Here is a 16,122-nt window from a genome sequence, read left to right on the forward strand (position 1 = left end):
CTCCATTCTTATAGTGCAATAGCGTCGGTTAAATGGCGTAATATTCTATCCATAGCGCGATACGATAAGGCTTCGATTAAGTGTTTGCGTTCGATAAGCTCGAGCGCTTCCATATCGGCCAGTGTTCTAGCAATTTTTAGTATTTTATGATGTGCTCTGGTCGATAGATTGAGCTTTTCAATCGCTAATTCTAAAAATTCATTATCATCAGGGACCAGTTGGCAGAAGCTTCTAACTTCAGCACTACTGAGTTGTGCGTTTGCCTTACCTTGGCGTAAAATTTGTTTTTGGTGGCAAATGCTGACCCGTTTTTGAATAGTGCTGCTCGACTCACCCTTGCCATCATCGTTAGCCCACATGCCTCGTGGTAACCTAGTGACTTCAATTTGAATATCAATACGATCTAAAAATGGTCCAGAAAGGCGATTGAGGTAACGTAAAACCTGCTCTGGTGTACTGCGCTTGTCGTTGTAAAATCCGGTTGGGCTTGGGTTCATAGCAGCAACGAGTTGAAACTGTGCGGGGAAAGTTTGTTTGACCAATACACGTGAAATGGTGACTTCGCCAGATTCCATCGGCTCGCGTAAAACGTCGAGTACTTTGCGCTCAAATTCAGGTAATTCGTCGAGAAAGAGTACGCCGTTATGGGCTAATGAAATTTCACCTGGCTGCGGATAACTGCCGCCACCAACGAGGGCAGCTGAAGATGCTGTATGATGTGGCGCACGAAACGGTCGTGTCAACCACGATTCAGGACTAATATTTTCATGGCAAATCGATTGAATAGCGGCACTGGATAACGCTTCCTGCTCGGTCATAGGAGGTAAAATGCCAGGCAATCGACTGGCGAGCATGGTTTTCCCTGTACCAGGAGGCCCAATAAATAATAGGTTATGACGACCACTGGCGGCAATTTCTAGCGCTCGCTTAGCCAATGGTTGACCAACAACGTCGGCAATATCATGCACACTCTTGGTTATATAGGTTTTTAGCATTCTTGTTTGAACAAGTGGCAAGCTTTGTTGTTTTAGAAAATGTGGAAAGAGTTGCTTTAAATGTGACAGGCTTAATATTTTTACTTGTTGTACCCAACTCGCTTGTTCGGCGTTTACCGTCGGTATTACCAGTGTTCGGCCACTTTTTTTGCAAGCCATTGCCATAGGTATTTCACCAATAATAGCGCGAAGCTCACCCGACAAGGCTAATTCACCAGCAAATTCATATTGGTTTAAATCGGCTTCAGGAAGCTGAGCAGCGGCGGCAAGAATGCCTATGGCAATGGGCAGATCGAAGCGACCGCCCTCTTTGGGCAGATCGGCTGGCGCTAAATTTACCGTAATGCGCTTAGCAGGAAATTCATAACCGCAATTAATAATGGCGCTACGCACACGGTCTTTGGCTTCTCTAACCGATGTTTCAGGTAAGCCAACAATGTTAAATGCTGGTAAGCCATTTGCTAAATGCACTTCTACCGTGACTAAGGGCGACTCAAGTCCAACACGAGCTCGACTGAAAACACAGGCTAAAGCCATAAAAATCCATTTTATTTTAACAATTACTTTTCGCAAGTGTAGCTAAATAATGTCGTTTTCGCGAAAAATAAAGCCACTAATAACGCAGAGACAAAATGACAGTTATAACTAAGAAGATAGTTTTAACTAAAAAGCTATAACAAAAACACTTGCGCTTGTTATTCGAGCTATGGTACTAATTTAAATAGGCTAGACATTACTAGCAGTTAAATTAACTGAAAGAAAATACAGATTAATATGAAACAATATAGTTCAATGATTATTAACGTCCTCATCGTGGTGATTCTTAAATCGCCGCGGGGGTAATTGTTGAGCTAAAGAAAATAAAAAATCTTAAAATAACAAACCCCCCGCTTCGCAAGGACCGGGGGGTTTGTCGTTATTAAAACGCGCGTAGCGCATAAACATTATTAACTTTTGGGAGCATACTTGTACATCACAACATAGTTTCAGGGTATTATGAAAATATACAACCCATGAATAAAATGTGAGTGCATAGTAAAACAAAGACATGACCAATGAAAAGAAATTAACCGGCGCAGGCTTATTATTTAACGTGCTAGAGCAGCATGGCGTTGAGCATGTTTTTGGCTACCCGGGTGGCGCAATAATGCCAATCTACGATGCGCTTTACGATAGTAAAGTGGAGCACTTTTTGTGTCGACATGAGCAAGGTGCGGCATTTTCTGCCGTAGGTTACGCCAGAGCGTCCGGTAAAGTCGGTGTCTGCTTTGCCACATCAGGTCCAGGCGCGACTAACTTGATCACCGGCCTGGCTGATGCCTTAGCAGATTCAATTCCTATTGTTGCCATTACTGGGCAGGTAGCCACGGCTGCTATGGGCTCTGATGCCTTTCAAGAAATTGATATTTTTGGTTTATCACTTGCCTGTACTAAACACTCTTTTCAAGTTACCGATATTAATGATTTAGAAAAAGTGCTACACCAAGCCTTTGCTATTGCGCTAGAAGGCAGACAAGGGCCAGTATTAGTTGATATTCCTAAAGATATTCAAATCACAGAAGTTAACCGCTGTTTAGATAAATTAGTCAACTTAGAAAACAAAGTGAAATTACCGCCCGCCAACGTGGGTAGTGCTATCGCCTTATTAAATCAAGCCAAGCAACCTATTCTCTATGTCGGCGGTGGGGTCGGCATGGCCAATGCTATCGACGAGTTACGAGATTTTGCTACAACAACAGGTTTGCCGAGCGTTTCCACCCTCAAAGGTTTAGGCGCCATTGACCCTGAAGATGAAAATTACCTTGGCATGTTGGGTATGCATGGTACTAAGGCGGCGAATATCGCGGTACAAGAATGTGATTTGTTGATTGCCGTAGGGGCACGTTTTGATGATCGCGTTACGGGTAAATTAAATGAATTTGCGCCACATGCGAAAGTGATTCATTTTGATATTGATACCTCAGAAATTAATAAGCGAAGAATTGCTGATGCATCAATATTAGGCGACTTAAAGGTTAATTTACCTGCGCTAGCTATTCCATTAGCCATCAAACCTTGGCAAGCCGTCTGTCACGAGATGAATAACAACTTTGCTTGGGATTATAACCATCCAGGAGAGTTAATTTTTGCGCCTGCCGTGTTAAAAGAAATTAGTGATAAAATGCCAAAAAATAGCTGTGTAACAACCGATGTTGGACAGCATCAAATGTGGGCAGCACAGCACATGGTGTTTGATGACCCAAGTAACTTTTTAACCAGTGCCGGTATGGGAACCATGGGCTTTGGTATACCCGCAGCAGTGGGCGCACAAGTGAGTCGGCCAACAGACTGTATTATTGCCGTTTCCGGTGACGGCTCTTTTATGATGAATGTGCAGGAGTTGTCAACGATTAAGCGTTTTCAATTGCCTGTTAAAATTGTACTTATTGATAATGCCAAGTTAGGCATGGTGCGCCAATGGCAAGACCTATTTTTCAATGGTCGATTAAGTGAAACCGATTTAGCTGATAACCCTGACTTTATTATGCTAGCCAATGCCTTTGATATTAAAGCAAAAATGATCACCAAAAAGTCACAAGTAAGCGCTGCCATCGAAGAAATGCTTGAGCATGACGGGCCTTACTTGTTACAAGTTAAAATTGATGCACAAGAAAATGTCTGGCCACTGGTACCGCCGAACACTGCTAACGATAAAATGATGGAGAGTACCTAAATGAATAATTATCAATTAATGATAACAGCGGATGATAAGCAGGTGGTACTTGAGCGCATTTTACAAGTGACTCGCTATCGCGGTTTTTTAATCAATGGTATAAACGCAAAAGTTAACACGGGTACTAACATAGGCACCATTGAGTTATTGGTCAGAAGCGAACGTCCGATTGAACTTTTGGTGGATCAAATTAATAAACTGATCGACATCAAAGAAGTCAAGATAGACAATCACGCATCATAGCAGCGCATATCGCTTGCTTAAAACTGATCACCACAGCTAATAAGTATCAAATTTAGGAATAAAAATGGCAAAAGTTAACGCAGAATTAATTTGGTTTAATGGAGAACTTATGCCGTGGCAAAATGCTACGGTGCATGTCATGAGCCATGCTTTACATTACGGCTCATCAGTCTTTGAAGGTATTCGTGCTTATAATACTCACAAAGGTACTTGTATTTTTCGCTTAGAAGAGCATATCGACCGTTTATTTGATTCAGCCAAAATTTATCGCATGAACATCCCCTTCACGAAAGCAGAAATCATTCAAGCGTGCAAAGATGCCGTCGTAAAAAACAATTTGAAATCAGCCTACTTAAGACCCTTAGCCTTTTTAGGTGATATTGGTATGGGTCTTCGCCCACCGATTGACGCCTTAGCTGATGTTATGATTGCCGCCTTTAGCTGGGAAGCCTACTTAGGTGCTGATGCCATTGAAAATGGTGTTGAAGTGGGCGTGTCAAGTTGGAACAGACTTGCTCCTAATACTATGCCAACCGCAGCAAAAGCCGGCGGTAACTATTTGTCTTCACAGCTAATTTCTACTGAAGCCGCTCGTCATGGCTATGCCGAAGGTGTGGCTTTAGATGTTAATAACATGGTCAGTGAAGGCGCAGGTCAAAATTTATTTTTAATTCGCAAAGGGGTTATTTATACCCCGCCAGGTACCGCCTCTATTTTACAAGGTTTGACCCGTGACACCGTATTTGTCCTTGCCAAGCAGTTAGGCTATGAAGTGCGTGAAGAATCAATATCTCGTGAATCTTTATACCTCGCTGATGAATTTTTCATGTGTGGCACCGCAACTGAAGTGGTTCCTGTAAAGTCAGTCGATGGTTTACCTGTGGGTAATGGTGCGCGTGGCCCTATTACTAAAGCACTACAAGAAGCATTTTTTGGTATTTTTGATGGTAGTACCAAAGTGCCTGAAGGTTGGTTAGACAAGGTAGAATAAAGCTTAATTTTCAAAGCTAAATAAACTCAATCTGTATTTAGCACTCGCTGATTTCACCCCCTACCCTCCATGTTAGGCGGGCTTTCGTAGTGTGGCGATATGCCGATATTAACTTGATATAAATCAATTAAGTGTTCAGCGTTTTTCGCTTGATAAACGCTGAACAACTCCAAAAAATAATAGTTATGTTAAAAGCTCATTGTCGAGTGATTTTTTAACATAATTTTTAACATTTATCGCGCTTATTAATAGCCATATATATACAGGAACTAAGGTCATGCCAAAATTAAGATCAGCAACTTCTACTCAAGGCCGAAATATGGCTGGAGCTCTTGCGCTTTGGCGCGCTACAGGGATGACAGATGGTGATTTCGGTAAACCTATTATTGCGGTTGTGAACTCTTTTACCCAATTTGTACCCGGCCATGTGCATTTGAAAGATATGGGTGATAGCGGCATGCTTTATAGCTTGCCATCACGCGATTTAATTGCCGATTCAGTGGACTACATGATCAACGCCCACTGTGCTGATGCCATGATCCAAGGCGCGGTGCGTAATCGTGAATTACTGGATGGGAATTTTAATGGTGACAACAATGAATGATGCTGAACAAGTAGCATTAGTAAAAGCCCAGGCTATACAAGGCCAAGGTTTAAACTATTTACGCAAGATATTACTTGCGCCGGTTTATGATGTGGCGATTGAATCACCGCTAACGCCATTAACTAAGTTATCAGCACGTTTAGGTAATGAAATTTTTCTTAAACGAGAAGATCAACAACCGGTACACTCTTTTAAATTGCGTGGTGCTTATAACAAATTAGTCAACTTGTCTGAGCAGCAATGCTTAGATGGGGTTATTGCTGCATCTGCAGGTAATCACGCACAAGGCTTAGCATTAGCGGCGAATAAATTAGGTGTTAAAGCAACCATTGTCATGCCTATTACCACACCTGATATCAAGGTGGATAATGTACGGCGTTTTGGTGCCGATGTGCGCTTAGTGGGTAAGAACTTTAATGAGGCGCAACAAGCCGCGATAGCCTATGCCCAAGCCGAAAATAAAACTGTAGTACCGCCATTTGATGATGTTGACATTATTGCTGGCCAAGGTACGGTGGCAAAAGAGTTATTACAACAACACCCTCGCATGGATGTGGTGTTTATTCCTGTCGGTGGTGGTGGCTTATTAGCAGGCATGTCAGTTTACCTAAAACAATTACAACCTCATATTAAAATAATTGGTGTTGAAGCCGAAGATTCTGCCTGTTTAAAAGCAGCATTTGCCGCCGGAAAACCGGTTGATTTGGACCAAGTTGGCTTATTTGCTGATGGTGTAGCCGTTAAGCGCATTGGTGAGCATACCTTTGATTTAATTAAGCATTACTGTGACGATGTCATAACAGTGACTACCGATGAAATTTGTGCGTCGATAAAAGATATTTTTGAACAAACGCGAGTCATTGCAGAACCCGCCGGCGCATTATCCTTAGCGGGATTACAAAAATATTGTCACACTAGTCAAGGTAACGAGTCTTTGATCGCGATTCTGTCTGGCGCCAATATGAACTTTCATACCTTGCGATATATCTCAGAACGTTGTGAATTAAGTGAGCAAAAAGAAGCCGTATTTGCGGTCAAAATTCCAGAAGAAAAAGGGAGTTTTAGAAACTTTTGTAAAGCACTTGCTGGACGAGTGATCACTGAATTTAATTACCGTTATGCCGACAACGCTGAGCTAACAAGCCAAACGCAACGTGCCAATATTTTTGTTGGTGTGCGCCTAAGTGGTGAGGCTACTGACCGAAAAAATTTAACCCAAAGCTTGCAGCAACAAGATTATGAATTAGCTGACTTTACGGAAAATGAATTGGCTAAGCTGCATGTGAGATACATGATTGGCGGTAAAAATGAATTGTCAGCACAAGAACGTATTTTTCGCTTTCAATTTCCTGAATATCCGGGCGCGTTAGAGAAGTTTCTCGATACTTTGGGTGAGCATTACAACATTACCTTGTTCCATTATCGTAACCACGGTGCAGCTTTTGGCCAAGTGTTAGCCGGATTTGAAGTACAAAAAACACAGGAAACTGATTTTTTTGCGCACTTAAAAGCGCTAGATTATGAGTGGCAAGAAGAAACGGACAACCAGGCTTATCAAGCCTTTCTCACCTGATTTTTTGTTGGGGTTATTTTTATACAAAAAGCAGCGTAAAGCTGCTTTTTTTTTATAAATTTTTCACACAGATTTAAAGATAAAAATTTTAATAAAAAAGGAAGTTTTATGTCAAGCATTCAAGCCAATGTGCCTGAGTCAATTGTCTCTCCAAGCCCAACAATTAAAAGCTTAGCACCAATTGCCATCAGCGAACGTATTGACGCAATGGACATTCTCAGAGGATTAGCACTGATTGGTATTCTCTTGATGAACATTGAGTGGTTTAACCGTGCCATTAACAGTTTAGGTAGCCAAGACACACGTTTAACCGGTCTAGATCATGCAGTTGGTTGGCTCATTCGTTGTTTTGTTGAAGGTAAGTTTTATATGTTATTTGCTTTATTATTCGGCATGGGATTTGCGGTGATGTTGATTAGAGCAAAAGCAGCTAAGCGACCGATTGGCGCTTGGTTTTCGCGCCGTATGCTAATTTTAATGATCTTTGGTTTTCTACATATGGTGTTTTTATGGGGTGGTGATATTCTTCATGATTACGCTTTTGCCGGTTTGTTACTGTTGGGTTGGCTGACCTTACTTAAAAAGCCACTATTTAAGCCCTATGATAATCCAACATCATTTTTAACATTAGCGCTGGTGTGGCTATCGGTGCCTATTTTACTTGCTGTAATAACTGGCATTGGCTTTGGGTTAAGCCATAGTACTGAAGATTTGACAGCTCAATGGCATGAACAAATAAAAGTAGCTGAACGTGTTGAAGCGATAGATTTAACCCAGGCAACATCAGCTCAACAACACAGTGAAGCACTAACAACAACGAACGCATTAATAGCAGCAAGAACAATACCTGATATCAAGAGAGATATTAATTCATCAAACTTACCTTCAGATCCAAGCTCAAACCTAGGCCTAGCTACAGCCTCAGCGCCAGTAAAACCGACAACCGCTATCACTGACAGCGTTAAAGCCGCACTTGAACTTTCTCCTCAAGCATTAAGAGAACTAAAGGCTCAAGCCATAGTCGCTCAGCAAAGAGAAATGCAGGCAGCTGTGCTAGAAGAAAATAAGGTTTTTACTGAAGGTAACTATTGGCAGGCGACAGAGTTTCGTCTTAATTTTGCCTTCTTTATGCTGACCTTTACCCTACCCTTTGCTTTTACCATGCTACTGCCAATATTTATTTTAGGTTATTGGTTAGTGTCTAGCTCGATAATGAAACATTATCAAGAGCACGCTCTCGCTTTCAAAATTATGGCCTATCTCGGTCTTGGGTTAGGAACCGTATTAGAAGTGGCTGGCTTGTTAGTTGCACAACATCCGGTGGCGAACCAAGTGATGTTATTACAAGTGGTAGGTGAAAAATTATTTTTTATTGGTCAGTTTGTCATGACGGCAGGCTACTTTGGCTTGATCATGGCTTTATTAACTGCTCAGAAATGGCGCAAGCGTTTAGCCATATTCATTCCCATGGGGAGAATGGCATTAACTAATTACATTATGCACTCAGTGATTTTAAGTAGCATATTTTATGGTTACGCAGGCGGCTATTTTGGTGAAATATCCAGGGCACCACAAATGCTAATTGCTTTCGCTATTGTTGTGCTGCAATTGTGGTTTTCACGCTGGTGGTTAAATCAGTACGCCTTTGGGCCATTAGAATGGCTATGGCGCTGTTTATCTTATAAAAAAATACAAACTATGCGCCTATAATAAATGTACTATTTTTTGTCAGGCCTGTTATTAATTTAAGGCGGTAAACACGGTACTATTTTTCAGCCAATTTTATTTCTAATGCAGTAACTTTAGCTTCAAGATCGGTCAATTTAGCGCGGGTTTTAATTAACACTTGGGTTTGCACATCGAATTCTTCACGAGTGACTACGTCAAGTTGTGACAGTTTACGCTGCAAAACCATTTTAGTGCGATCTTCCATGTCATTAGCAAAGTCTTTTAACCCGTCAGGCATTGAATCAGTGACTTGTTTGGCGAGTTCTTCTATTTTTTTAGCACTAATCATGAGAAAGTTCTTTTTTGGTAAATAATGCAGTTATTGTAAGCGCTTTTCATCATAATATCTGCATTAAAGCTGCTAAAAAATTACCTAACTAGAGAGAAAGTTGATGTTGTCTTGTTATAAAAACAGGTAAAATCGACAGCCGACTATCTTATTCATCAATTGAGTTAAAGCCCAGCAATGAAATTAAACCCAGGTCAAAATGAAGCAAAAAAATATGTTGAAGGTCCATGCTTAGTATTAGCGGGCGCAGGCAGTGGTAAAACTGGGGTTATTTGTCAGAAAATTGCGTACTTAATTCAAAATTGTGGTTATAAAGCTAAACATATTGCGGCGGTAACCTTTACCAATAAAGCGGCGCGTGAAATGAAAGAGCGGGTGGTTAAGATGATGGATAAGTCACTAACCCGTGGCTTAACTGTTTCTACCTTCCACTCATTGGGCTTAGACATTGTTCGTAAAGAATTAAAAACCTTAGGTTACAAGCCCGGCTTTACCTTGTTTGATGATCAAGACAGTCTGGCATTATTAAAGGAGCTTACCCAAGAGCAACTTGAGGGCGATAAAGATTTATTAAATAAATTACAGACAATGATTTCCCATTGGAAAAATGAATTGTTACTGCCAGACGCCGCTATGAAACAAGCGAGTGATGCGGATGCACAACTGTTTGCCGAATTTTATGCACTATATCAAAAGCATATGAAAGCCTATAACGCGCTAGACTTTGATGACTTGATCTTAATTCCAACACTGTTAATGAGAAATTACCCAGAAGTACGGTCGCGTTGGCAGACAAAAATTCAATATATGTTAGTGGACGAATATCAAGATACTAATGCCAGTCAATATGAATTAATCAAGCAGATCACTGGTGAGCAAGGCTTGTTGACCGTAGTGGGTGATGATGACCAATCAATATACTCATGGCGTGGCGCTAAACCGCAAAACTTAGTGCTATTAGGTAAAGACTACCCCAATCTTAAGCTAATTAAGCTTGAGCAAAACTACCGTTCCAGTGGCCGTATTTTAAAATGTGCCAATACACTGATTGCTAATAACCCTCATGTTTATGACAAAGCGCTATTTAGTGAGCTCAATTACGGCGTGGCGTTACGGGTGCTACAAACTAAAAATGAAGACCACGAGGTTGAGCGCGTGGTGGGTGAATTAATCGGCCACCGCTTTTTAAATAAGAGTAAATATAAAGATTATGCGATTTTATATCGTGGTAATCATCAGTCGCGCTTACTTGAGAAAGCGCTAATGACTAACCGTATTCCTTATAAAATTAATGGTGGCACCTCGTTTTTCTCTCGTGCTGAAATCAAAGACATGATGGCGTTTTTAAGGCTGTTAGTAAATCCAGATGATGATAATGCCTTTTTACGGATTGTGAATGTTCCACGCCGAGAGATTGGCCCAACCACGCTAGAAAAACTGGGTAGCTACGCTAATATGCGTCAAATTAGCATGTTTGCAGCTAGTTTCGAATTAGGCTTAGAGCAACATCTGGGTGGTCGCGGTCTGATCAGTGTGCAAAGATTTACCCGTTGGTTGGTCGAAACAGCCGATCATGCCGAGCGTGGCGAGAGCTCGGTGGTATTGCGCTCAATGGTGCGTGAAATTAACTATGAAGATTGGTTATACGATAGTTCACCGAGCGCAAAAGCGGCTGAAATGCGTATGAAAAACGTGACCCAGTTGTTTAGTTGGGTAACGCAAATGCTCGAAGGTGTAGAAGATGAAGAGCCTATGACCTTAGCGCAAGTTGTTACGCGCTTAACCTTGCGTGACATGATGGAGCGCAATGAGGATGAAGAAGATACTGACCAAGTTCAGCTAATGACTTTGCATGGTTCAAAAGGTCTAGAATTTCCTTATGTTTTTCTCATTGGCATGGAAGAAGGTTTATTGCCTCATCAAACCAGTATGGATGAGGGCAATGTAGAAGAAGAGCGTCGTTTAGCCTATGTCGGCATTACACGGGCCAAACGAGAGTTAATATTTACTTATGCGCGAGAACGGCGACAATATGGCGATGTTTCTCGTACAGAAGCCAGTCGGTTTTTACATGAGTTACCACAAGATGATTTAAGCTGGGAGTTAACACAAACTAAACAAAGTATAGAAAAAAAGCAATCCACAGCAAAAATGGGTGTAGCGGGCTTACGTGAGATGTTAAAAAATAAAAAATAATATAGACTGCTACTGCTGTAATTTATTTACGTGAATTTTTTATAGTAACGGTTGATAGTTAGGTCAATTTTTCAGGGATATAACGGTGAAAGTAGGATATATAAAATGACAAGTCGTTCAGCAGCAGAGAAGATGCTACTGATATTCAGTGCATTTTCGGCTCTTACCATCTCACCGTTTGTCTACTTGCGTTGGCTTGATGGCGATATGCTCATGGCGTCTATTGATGCCATAATGGTATTTTTAGCGACTGTTTTCTTCGTTTTTATTTATTACTCGAGAAAAGTTAAAACCGCACAACTTATGCTATGCGGCTTCTTGGCGGCCAGTGTAGTGACTACTATCGCGATTCGTGGACAATCAAATATATTTTGGCTATACCCATCAATGATCGCATTTTTCTATATGTTATCCGCACGATCGGCAGGCATAATATGTTTTGTCGCTATTATGCTAATTGCCATCACATTATTTCCCACTAGCAGTACGTTAGAATTTTTAACTATCAATTTTAGCTTACTTTTAACCGCTATTTTCTCTTATGTAAGTTTTGATAACTATAGTAAAATCAATAATAAATTAACCTTATTAGCCAGTATCGATCCCTTAACCTTGTCAGGTAATAGACGGGCTTTAGATATAAAACTTAAAAAAATCCTAATCCATCAAGAGAGAGCTTACTCAAACGTTTCGCTATTATTATTAGATGTAGATTACTTTAAGAAAATTAATGATAATTATGGCCATGCAAGTGGCGATAAAGTCTTGATCGAGTTGGTGGCATTAATTCAAAAACACAGTAGATCACTGGATGATTTATATCGCTATGGCGGCGAAGAGTTTATTCTTTTACCATTAAACGCAAATTTAGCTGAAGCAAAGCGGGTCGCCGAAAAATTATGTGTCTTAATAGCTCAGTCTACTTTTGTAGATGATATCGCAGTAACCATTTCAATTGGTGTCGCGAAATATCGAATGGATGAAACGGCTGAAGCTTGGATCAGTCGAGCAGATGCGGCGTTATATCTAGCAAAAGATAGTGGCCGTAATTGTGTAGTGGTAGAAACAGCACTGGCAGAGAAGGCTAGCTAGACCATAGATAGCCTAGCTAGTGTCATTAATTCGCTATTACTCTTTTATTTCTACAATAGCTTGATGATTTTTTAAGTGTAAGCCATTAAAAAATTTCAATAAGGTATCATTGTTACAGACACGAAAGTGTTTGTGCTCAGGTTTACGGAAAAAAGCACTGAGTTCATGTTTACTTAAGGTTAATTCAGCAGAGTCAAGCAAGGCAATAATATCTTCCGCTTTTAACGCGAGAGCGATTTTTACTTTGTTAAAAACAATATTGTTATTTATTGACTGATCCAACTGCGCTTGCGCACCTTCTTTTGCTCCTCGACATTCTATTATTAAGCCATCAAGAAAGCTCGCTAAGATATTATCAGCGATACGAGCAAATGCTTGTTCACCATTTTTTCGGAAAAAATGATTAATTTCTTCATCACTTTGTGGGCATGCGGCCAATTGAAAAATAGCCACTATTTTTTCATTGTTTAAGCTAAATATATAACGAATATGATGTAAAACTTCGTTGTTAGTCATGTTTTATCCTGTTGAATTAATTAGTTTTTTATTACTTAGACTGAAGACTTAACCTAAAGTACTGGGCTCTGGCCCTGTCTGTAGTCAAGCGCAAATGGTTCTTAAGTAAAGCTAATGGTCAAGCAAATAACCAACGTGGCTATAACGACCAGTTTGGTTATTTGCTTGCTGTGTTGCTGTTGTTGCAACTGTATTTGTTTCAATGTCATTAGTTGCTGACGTTGTGCTGCTCGATTAGTTTTTAAGTAATCGTAGACTAAGTCAGGTATCTCGGGCAGTTTTTCGTTCCAAAAGGGTAAGTTGTCTTTTACTTTTTTAATAACCGCTTTGATGCCCATTTGTTCTTTGACCCATTTTTCTAAAAATGGCTTGGCTGTTTGCCAAAGATCTAAAGCCGGGTAAAGTTGTCGGCCTAAGCCCTCGATATAAAGTAGGGTTTTTTGCAGTAAGACTAGCTGAGGTTGTAATTCCATATTAAAGCGACGTGCGGTATTAAAAAGATTGACTAATACCTGACCAAAAGAAATTTCAGACAAAGGTTTGTTGAAGATGGGCTCACATACTGTCCGTATGGCAAACTCAAATTCATCAACACTAGTGTCACTGGGTACCCAGCCTGAATCGACATGTAATTGTGCCACTTTGCGGTAGTCACGGTTAAAAAAAGCAACAAAGTTTTCCGCTAAATAGCGTTTATCCTCGCGGTTTAAGGTACCAACGATACCGTAATCAATGGCAATCCAAGTCGGGTCATTTGGGTTGGTTGCATCAACAAATACGTTACCTGGGTGCATGTCAGCATGAAAGAAACTGTCTCGAAATACTTGAGTGAAAAATACTTCAACACCACGTTCAGCGAGTAATTTCATGTTGACGTTTTTTGCTAGTAAGGTCTCAACTTCACCAACACCTATGCCATAAATACGTTCCATTACCATGACATTTTTTGAACAATATTCGCTGTAGACTTCAGGTACATAAAGCACCTTGTCGCTATCTCGCCCTTGGCTAAAATTGCGCTTTAATTGCATAGCATTAGCCGCTTCACGGTTTAAATCTAATTCTTCTAAAATAGTTTTTTTATATTCAGCGACAACTTCTAGAGGATGTAAACGTTTGCCATCGGGTAACCAACGAGCAACAATTTTGGCAAACAGTGACATTACGTTCAGGTCAGCTATGATGGTTGCTGTAAGGTTGGGCCGTAATACTTTTAACACTACCTCTTTCTCGCCATCTTGTTGTAACAAGGTAGCGGTGTGCACTTGGGCAATAGAGGCTGATGCTAAAGGCGTTAGATCAAAATCTTTAAATTGTTGTGCAAAAATTTCTGCGCCAATGGCTGCGATAATAATTTTTTCGGCATCTTCACCAGCAAACGCAGCGACTTTATCTTGCAATAAGGTTAATTCATTGGCGAAGTCGTCTGGCAATAAATCTTGCCGGGTTGAGAGCATTTGGCCAAACTTAACAAATACCGGGCCCAATGACTCTATCGCCATTCGAAAGCGCTGCGCCTCAGTTTTATCTTGGTGTTTGTTTTTCAGCCAAAACAATGAGCTGCGCAATATTTTTATATACCATGGCAGATACTTCTCAGGTAGTAGCTCATCAAGCCCAAACTGAAGAAAGGTTTTTACTATTTTGTATAAACGTTTACTGCTCACCACAGACCCTTATGATAATTTGCTTATGTGTTTAGTTAATTTATCAAGTCGTTGGCTTAAAGCACTAACTTGTTGTTCTACATCTTCAACATCATGATTAAAATAAGACATTTCAGCGGCTGTTATTATTAGGCGCTTCTGATGTATTAACCACTCACTGGCATCTGCTTGAATTTTTGTCCCAGCAAAGTTTAAGGTCTTTAATAACTTGCGACCCAGTTGGCCTAATTTGTAGGCAGGAATATCACCAATACGCTTGGCTAACTCACTTTGCCAATCAATATCAAGTGTTTGGGCAATGTCAGCAAAGCGCTGGGCTACTTTTAAATCACCTTGAATATCGAGTTTATCTTTTTTAATTAAATCCGTCAGTTGTTGCTCTTTTTTTAACTCAATTAAGCTGCTGATACTGGTGATTAAACAGCAATCGTTAGGTGCATCATTACTGCTCACATAAATTTTTTCATCAATAACGGTAAAGCTTAAAGGAAACGGTAATTCTGCAAGTTTAATGGTAAGTGTTTTCTCAGACAAAGGCTTTAAGGCCCGAATACCGTGCAAATTATAGCCCAAAAACTGATTGATAACGGTTTCAAGTATCGCACTTAGGGTTTGAGCAAACATGAGTTGCTGACTAATAGTTTGAGGCATAAGGCTAAAACTTATAACCTTTATGCAGTGCCACGACACCACCGGTTAAATTTTTGAAACCGGTTTGTTCAAAGCCAGCAGCATCCATCATGGTTTTTAGGGTGTCTTGATCAGGGTGCATGCGAATGGACTCGGCTAAATATTGGTAACTATCACCGTCTTTTGCCACTAACTCACCTATTTTAGGTAAGATGTTAAAAGAATAAAAATCGTAGGCCTTATTGACTAACTCATGTTCTGGTTTTGAAAACTCTAAGACTAATAAACGGCCACCCGGTTTGAGCACACGATACATAGAGCGCAATGCCATGTCTTTATCAGTAACATTGCGTAAACCAAACGCTATAGTGATAATATCGAAGGTGTTATCTTCAAACGGTAAATATTGCGCGTTGGCTTGCACGTATTCAATATTTTGTACTAAACCAAGGTCACGCAATTTATCACGCCCAACATTGAGCATTGAGCTATTGATATCGGCTAATATGACTTTACCTTCACGGCCAACAAGTTTCGAGAATTTTGCTGTTAAATCGCCGGTACCACCGGCCAAATCTAGTACTTTATTACCCGGGCGTACGCCACTAGCATCGATAGTAAAACGTTTCCATAAGCGATGAATGCCAAATGACATTAAATCATTCATCACGTCATATTGCTGAGCAACAGAATGAAACACGCTGGCAACTTTCGACTCTTTTTCATTTTTTTCGACTGTTTGAAAGCCAAAATGGGTCGTGTTTTCGTCACTAGTGTCATTATTAATCGGATGATTTTGATCGTGTGAAGACATAATGATTTCGCTGTTAACTATAATTAAGCTTAGTTTACCGCATTTTTTTAGATTAATTAACACTTGAGATC

The 16,122-nt window shown here is 40.4% G+C and carries 13 protein-coding genes and 1 pseudogene; 8 read left to right on the plus strand and 6 right to left on the minus strand.

Features of this window, described 5'->3' with window-relative positions:
* Positions 1-8: 8 nt before the first annotated feature.
* A complete protein-coding gene (locus H4J46_RS13170; protein WP_182233913.1) occupies positions 9-1,532 on the minus strand; it encodes a YifB family Mg chelatase-like AAA ATPase in 1,524 nt (507 codons plus the stop codon).
* A 511-nt stretch (positions 1,533-2,043) separates the two neighbouring features.
* Here H4J46_RS13170 and ilvG point away from each other — a divergent pair.
* The 6 genes and pseudogenes from ilvG (at position 2,044) to H4J46_RS17335 (ending at position 8,829) form a co-directional block, all read left to right on the plus strand.
* The gene (ilvG, locus tag H4J46_RS13175; RefSeq protein ID WP_182233914.1) at positions 2,044-3,708 is read left to right on the plus strand and encodes an acetolactate synthase 2 catalytic subunit; all 1,665 of its coding nucleotides are present in this window, start codon (positions 2,044-2,046) and stop codon (positions 3,706-3,708) included.
* The gene (ilvM, locus tag H4J46_RS13180; protein ID WP_182233915.1) at positions 3,709-3,951 is read left to right on the plus strand and encodes an acetolactate synthase 2 small subunit; all 243 of its coding nucleotides are present in this window, start codon (positions 3,709-3,711) and stop codon (positions 3,949-3,951) included.
* Positions 3,952-4,015: 64 nt separating this feature from the next.
* Positions 4,016-4,942, plus strand: coding sequence for a branched-chain amino acid transaminase (locus H4J46_RS13185; protein WP_182233916.1), 927 nt, complete (start codon positions 4,016-4,018; stop codon positions 4,940-4,942).
* Between the two features lie 277 nt (positions 4,943-5,219).
* Positions 5,220-5,483: pseudogene (locus H4J46_RS13190) on the plus strand (dihydroxy-acid dehydratase); the annotation flags it as partial.
* A 55-nt stretch (positions 5,484-5,538) separates the two neighbouring features.
* A complete protein-coding gene (gene ilvA, locus H4J46_RS13195) occupies positions 5,539-7,119 on the plus strand; it encodes a threonine ammonia-lyase, biosynthetic (RefSeq protein WP_220463035.1) in 1,581 nt (526 codons plus the stop codon).
* A 108-nt stretch (positions 7,120-7,227) separates the two neighbouring features.
* A complete protein-coding gene (locus tag H4J46_RS17335) occupies positions 7,228-8,829 on the plus strand; it encodes a DUF418 domain-containing protein (RefSeq protein WP_259365838.1) in 1,602 nt (533 codons plus the stop codon).
* Between the two features lie 55 nt (positions 8,830-8,884).
* Here H4J46_RS17335 and H4J46_RS13205 read toward each other — a convergent pair whose 3' ends face one another.
* On the minus strand, positions 8,885-9,136 hold the full coding sequence (locus H4J46_RS13205; protein ID WP_182233918.1) for a ubiquinone biosynthesis accessory factor UbiK: 252 nt from the start codon (positions 9,134-9,136) through the stop codon (positions 8,885-8,887).
* Positions 9,137-9,313: 177 nt separating this feature from the next.
* On the opposite strand from H4J46_RS13205, the gene rep reads away from it, so the two are divergent.
* Together rep and H4J46_RS13215 are read left to right on the plus strand one after the other, a co-directional pair.
* On the plus strand, positions 9,314-11,332 hold the full coding sequence (gene rep, locus H4J46_RS13210) for a DNA helicase Rep (protein ID WP_182233919.1): 2,019 nt from the start codon (positions 9,314-9,316) through the stop codon (positions 11,330-11,332).
* A gap of 105 nt (positions 11,333-11,437) precedes the next feature.
* The gene (locus tag H4J46_RS13215) at positions 11,438-12,424 is read left to right on the plus strand and encodes a GGDEF domain-containing protein (protein ID WP_182233920.1); all 987 of its coding nucleotides are present in this window, start codon (positions 11,438-11,440) and stop codon (positions 12,422-12,424) included.
* A 36-nt stretch (positions 12,425-12,460) separates the two neighbouring features.
* Here H4J46_RS13215 and H4J46_RS13220 read toward each other — a convergent pair whose 3' ends face one another.
* The 4 genes from H4J46_RS13220 to ubiE form a co-directional block, all read right to left on the minus strand.
* On the minus strand, positions 12,461-12,940 hold the full coding sequence (locus H4J46_RS13220) for a DUF1456 family protein (RefSeq protein ID WP_182233921.1): 480 nt from the start codon (positions 12,938-12,940) through the stop codon (positions 12,461-12,463).
* A gap of 101 nt (positions 12,941-13,041) precedes the next feature.
* On the minus strand, positions 13,042-14,607 hold the full coding sequence (ubiB, locus tag H4J46_RS13225; RefSeq protein WP_182233922.1) for a ubiquinone biosynthesis regulatory protein kinase UbiB: 1,566 nt from the start codon (positions 14,605-14,607) through the stop codon (positions 13,042-13,044).
* A 9-nt stretch (positions 14,608-14,616) separates the two neighbouring features.
* Entirely contained in the window at positions 14,617-15,258 is a 642-nt protein-coding gene (locus H4J46_RS13230) for an SCP2 domain-containing protein (protein ID WP_182233923.1), read from the minus strand.
* 4 nt (positions 15,259-15,262) lie between these two features.
* Positions 15,263-16,051 (minus strand): bifunctional demethylmenaquinone methyltransferase/2-methoxy-6-polyprenyl-1,4-benzoquinol methylase UbiE, encoded by a 789-nt coding sequence (ubiE, locus tag H4J46_RS13235; RefSeq protein WP_182233924.1) that lies wholly within the window; start codon positions 16,049-16,051, stop codon positions 15,263-15,265.
* Positions 16,052-16,122: the final 71 nt, after the last annotated feature.

Origin of the sequence: Colwellia sp. MB02u-6, from assembly GCF_014077095.1 — a bacterium.
Classification (GTDB): domain Bacteria; phylum Pseudomonadota; class Gammaproteobacteria; order Enterobacterales; family Alteromonadaceae; genus Cognaticolwellia.

What these genes read in the sequence shown, in the direction of transcription:
- H4J46_RS13170 (WP_182233913.1), bottom strand. Translation starts at nt 1,532, where the DNA reads ATGGCTTTAGCCTGTGTTTTCAGTCGAGCTCGTGTTGGACTTGAGTCG.
- ilvG (WP_182233914.1), top strand. Translation starts at nt 2,044, where the DNA reads ATGACCAATGAAAAGAAATTAACCGGCGCAGGCTTATTATTTAACGTG.
- ilvM (WP_182233915.1), top strand. Translation starts at nt 3,709, where the DNA reads ATGAATAATTATCAATTAATGATAACAGCGGATGATAAGCAGGTGGTA.
- H4J46_RS13185 (WP_182233916.1), top strand. Translation starts at nt 4,016, where the DNA reads ATGGCAAAAGTTAACGCAGAATTAATTTGGTTTAATGGAGAACTTATG.
- ilvA (WP_220463035.1), top strand. Translation starts at nt 5,539, where the DNA reads ATGAATGATGCTGAACAAGTAGCATTAGTAAAAGCCCAGGCTATACAA.
- H4J46_RS17335 (WP_259365838.1), top strand. Translation starts at nt 7,228, where the DNA reads ATGTCAAGCATTCAAGCCAATGTGCCTGAGTCAATTGTCTCTCCAAGC.
- H4J46_RS13205 (WP_182233918.1), bottom strand. Translation starts at nt 9,136, where the DNA reads ATGATTAGTGCTAAAAAAATAGAAGAACTCGCCAAACAAGTCACTGAT.
- rep (WP_182233919.1), top strand. Translation starts at nt 9,314, where the DNA reads ATGAAATTAAACCCAGGTCAAAATGAAGCAAAAAAATATGTTGAAGGT.
- H4J46_RS13215 (WP_182233920.1), top strand. Translation starts at nt 11,438, where the DNA reads ATGACAAGTCGTTCAGCAGCAGAGAAGATGCTACTGATATTCAGTGCA.
- H4J46_RS13220 (WP_182233921.1), bottom strand. Translation starts at nt 12,940, where the DNA reads ATGACTAACAACGAAGTTTTACATCATATTCGTTATATATTTAGCTTA.
- H4J46_RS13230 (WP_182233923.1), bottom strand. Translation starts at nt 15,258, where the DNA reads ATGCCTCAAACTATTAGTCAGCAACTCATGTTTGCTCAAACCCTAAGT.
- ubiE (WP_182233924.1), bottom strand. Translation starts at nt 16,051, where the DNA reads ATGTCTTCACACGATCAAAATCATCCGATTAATAATGACACTAGTGAC.